This window comes from Actinomadura flavalba DSM 45200 (assembly GCF_000374305.1).
GTDB classification, from domain to species: Bacteria; Actinomycetota; Actinomycetes; order Streptosporangiales; family Streptosporangiaceae; genus Spirillospora; species Spirillospora flavalba.
This window is the reverse complement of record NZ_KB894110.1, coordinates 1-4,001: the sequence shown is the minus strand read 5'-3', so window position 1 is coordinate 4,001 and position 4,001 is coordinate 1. Positions and strand designations below refer to the sequence as shown.

Here is a 4,001-nt window from a genome sequence, read left to right as displayed (position 1 = left end):
GGGGACAGGATTTGAACCTGCGACCTCTGGGTTATGAGCCCAGCGAGCTACCGAACTGCTCCACCCCGCGGTGATGTCTTAACTGTATGGGGTGGTGGGCGGGTGTGCAAATCGGGGGCGGGGCGTGTCAGCCCATGTGGGGGTAGCGGTGGTCGGTGGGCGGGACGAGGGTCTCCTTGATGGAGCGCGGGGACGTCCAGCGCAGCAGGTTCTGGGCGGAACCGGCCTTGTCGTTGGTGCCGCTGGCGCGGGCGCCGCCGAAGGGCTGCTGGCCGACGACGGCGCCGGTGGGCTTGTCGTTGACGTAGAAGTTGCCCGCGGCGAAGCGCAGCGCGTGCTGGGTGCGGGCGATGGCGGCGCGGTCGGTGGCGATGACGGCGCCGGTGAGCGCGTACGGCGACACCGACTCCATCTGCGTCAGCATCTCCGCGTATTGCGCGTCCTCGTAGACGTGGACGCCGAGCAGCGGCCCGAAGTACTCGTCGCGGAAGATCTCGTTCGCGGGGTCGGTGGAGGCGATGACGGTCGGGCGGACGAAGTAGCCCGTGGAGTCGTCGTAGGTGCCGCCCGCGACGATCTCGCAGGACGGGTCGTCCCCGGCGCGGTCGATCGCGGCGGCGACCTTGGCGAACGCGCGTTCGTCGATGACGGCGCCGAGGAAGTTGGCCAGGTCGGTGACGTCGCCCATGGGCAGCCCGTCGACGTCGGCGGCCAGCTCGTCGCGCAGGCCGCCCTCCCACAGCGATCGGGGCACGTAGGCGCGGGACGCGGCCGAGCACTTCTGGCCCTGGTACTCGAACGCGCCGCGGATCAGCGCCGTCTTCAGCACCGCCGGGTCGGCCGAGGGGTGGGCGACGACGAAGTCCTTGCCGCCGGTCTCGCCGACGAGCCGCGGGTACGTCCGGTACGTGGCGATGTTGGCGCCGACGGTCTTCCACAGGTGCTGGAACGTCGGCGTGGAGCCGGTGAAGTGGATTCCGGCGAGGTCGGGGTGGGCGAGCAGGACGTCGGAGACGTCGCGTCCGTCGCCGGTGACGAGGTTGACGACGCCGTCGGGCAGGCCCGCCTCGCGGAGCAGCCGCATGAGCAGCACGGCGGCGAACGTCTGCGTCGGCGACGGCTTCCACACCACGACGTTGCCCATGAGCGCGGGCGCGGTGGGCAGGTTCCCGGCGATGGCGGTGAAGTTGAACGGGGTGATCGCGTAGACGAACCCCTCCAGCGGCCGGTGGTCGCTGCGGTTCCACACGCCGGGCCCGCTGACCGGCTGCTCGGCGAGGATCTGCCGGGCGAAGTGGACGTTGAACCGCCAGAAGTCGACCAGCTCGCAGGGGCTGTCGATCTCGCCCTGCTGGACCGTCTTGGACTGGCCGAGCATGGTCGCGGCGAGGATCGTCTCGCGCCACGGCCCGGCGAGCAGGTCGGCGGCGCGCAGGAAGACGGCGGCGCGCTCGTCGAACGGCAGGTCGCGCCACGCGGGCGCGGCGGCCAGCGCGGCCTGGACGGCGTCGCGCGCGTCGTCGCGGGTCGCGGTGCCGAACGTGCCGAGGACGGCGGCGTGCCGGTGCGGCTGCACCACGTCGATCTTCGTGCCCGCGCCGAGCCGCTCGGCTCCCCCGATCGTCATCGGGAGGTCGGCGGGCGCGGCCGACAGTTCGGCCAGCCTGGCCTCCAGCCGGGCCCGGTCGGGGCTGCCGGGGGCGTAGTCGCGGACCGGCTCGTTCACCGGCGCGGGGACCTGGGTGACGGCGTCCATGGGAGACCTCCTCGAAGGGTTCAGCGGGACAGGAAGGAGCGCAGGAAGAAGCCGAGGTTGGCGGGGCGCTCGGCGAGGCGGCGCATGAAGTAGCCGTACCAGTCGGCGCCGTAGGGGACGTAGACGCGCACCGTCTCGCCCTCGGCGGCCAGGCGGCGCTGCTCGGTCGCGCGGATGCCGTAGAGCATCTGGAACTCGTAGCCGTCGCGGTCGCGTCCGGCGTGCCGGGCGAGGGCCTGCGCGATGTCCAGCATGCGCGCGTCGTGCGTGGCGATCATGGGGTGGCCGGCGCCGTCCATGAGCGTCCGCATGCCGCGCACGTAGGCGCGGTCGACGTCGGCCTTCGCGGTGAACGCGACGGAGGCGGGCTCGGCGTAGGCGCCCTTGACGAGCCGGACGCGCGACCCCGCGCCGGTCAGGTCGCGCAGGTCGCCGTCGGTGCGGCGGAGCATGGCCTGGACGGCGACGCCGGTGCGGGGGAACTCGGCGCGGAGCTTGCCGAGGATGCCGAGCGTGGAGTCGACGGTGGTGTGGTCCTCCATGTCGACGGTGACGGTCATTCCGTGCCGGTCGGCCTCGGCGCAGACGGCGAGGGCGTGGTCGAGCGCGAGCGCCTCGTCGAACGCCTGCCCGAGCGCGGACAGCTTGACGGACGCGTCGTTGCGCGTGGCGAGCCCGTGTGCGCCGAGCGCGGCGAACAGCGCGCGGTAGGCGTCGCGGGTGGCGTCGGCCTGCCGGCGTTCGGTGGTGTCCTCACCGAGGTGGTCGAGCGTGACGAGCAGCCCGGTCCCGTTCAGCTCCGCCACGGCGGCGAGCGCGTCGGGCAGTCCCTCGCCGGGCACGAACCGGTCCACGACACCGCGCGTGAGCGGCAGCCGCGTCACGGCGGAACGCAGCCGCGGGCTGCGTGCGGCGGCGAGCAGCACAGAGTTGGCCACGGGTCCTCCAGACGTAGGTCGTGGCTCCACGTTAGAAACCGGCACCGACCTGGGGATACCGTCAATCGTCACGTCCACGAGCCCAAAGGGTCAGACAAACGTCACATGGACCTTCAAGACCTCACCGAAGAGGCCGCCGACCTCCTCCAGGCCCCCGCGACCCTGGAGGACCGCGACTTCCACCTGGTCGCCTACGCGCCCCACGGCACGACCATCGACCCGGTCCGCATGAACTCGATCCTGCACCGCCGCTCCACCAGAGAGGTGCGCGAGTACTTCGAACGCTTCGGCATCACCAGAGCGACGGACCCCGTCCGCATCCCAAGGGACGAGAAGGCGTCCCTCCTGGCCCGCCTCTGCCTCCCCGTCCGCTGGAACGACGTCACCTACGGCTACCTCTGGCTCCTGGACGACGAAGAGAAGATCACCCCCAAGGCGGCCGCCCAGACCACCGACCTCCGAGCCCAAGCCGGCCTCCTGATGGCCCGCCAGGCAAGAGAACGAGGCGACCAAGCCCTCCGCTTCGCAGAACTACTCAGCCCAGACCGGGAGATCAGCCAACGAGCGGCAACAGACCTGAACCCGGAAACCCCGGCAGTAGTAGCCGTCCTGAGAACGACAACACCCGAAATCCTCAACCCCTGGCAACTCCCCAAGGGAGTCCTGACCACCACAAAAGACGAGGACCACGTCCTCCTGATCCCCCAATCAAAAACCCCGAAAAGAGTGACACAAAAAGCAAGAAGCCTCCTAGAAGAACGAGGCACAACAGTGACAACAGGAACCAGCGCCCCAGCCAACACCCCCCAAGACATCAAAGAAGCCTGGCACCAGGCAAGAACAGCAGCCCACACAACACCCACAGGCGAAACCACAACATGGAACACCCTGGGCACACGCCGCCTCCTACGCTGGTCAGAAGAGACCAACCTGAGAACAGCACTAGAAACCCCAGAAATCAAGGCCCTACAACAAAACCCAACCCTAACAAGAACAGCACTACTCTACCTAAACAACGCAGGCAACATAAAACAAACAGCCGCCACCCTAAAAATCCACCGCCAAACCCTCTACCACCGCCTGACAAAAATAGAAGAACTAACCAAAACATCCATGACCAACGGCCAAGACCGCCTAACCCTCCACCTAGCCCTAACCCTGCTCCCCCACCTATAAAAACGGCAAGAAGCCAAAAACAGCAACGCGAGAGCGAACAGCACCACGCACGATGGGGGCGTGGGGGCGAAGAGCCCCCACCCCGGGGGGCTCCGGGGGGTCGTCCCCCCGGGCAAAATGCGAAAGGGCCG

3 protein-coding genes are annotated in these 4,001 nt (G+C 68.9%); 1 reads left to right on the top strand and 2 read right to left on the bottom strand.

Annotated elements, in window-relative coordinates; genetic code table 11:
• Positions 1-127: 127 nt before the first annotated feature.
• Both pruA and C229_RS0128830 read right to left on the bottom strand, forming a co-directional pair.
• Positions 128-1,756, bottom strand: a complete 1,629-nt coding sequence (gene pruA / locus C229_RS0128835; RefSeq protein ID WP_018658594.1) for an L-glutamate gamma-semialdehyde dehydrogenase — start codon at positions 1,754-1,756, stop codon at positions 128-130.
• Between the two features lie 20 nt (positions 1,757-1,776).
• A complete protein-coding gene (locus C229_RS0128830; protein ID WP_026314253.1) occupies positions 1,777-2,694 on the bottom strand; it encodes a proline dehydrogenase family protein in 918 nt (305 codons plus the stop codon).
• 105 nt (positions 2,695-2,799) lie between these two features.
• On the opposite strand from C229_RS0128830, the gene C229_RS33925 reads away from it, so the two are divergent.
• Positions 2,800-3,870 carry a PucR family transcriptional regulator gene (locus C229_RS33925; protein ID WP_081640068.1) on the top strand — a complete coding sequence of 357 codons (1,071 nt, stop codon included), beginning with the start codon at positions 2,800-2,802 and terminating at the stop codon, positions 3,868-3,870.
• Positions 3,871-4,001: the final 131 nt, after the last annotated feature.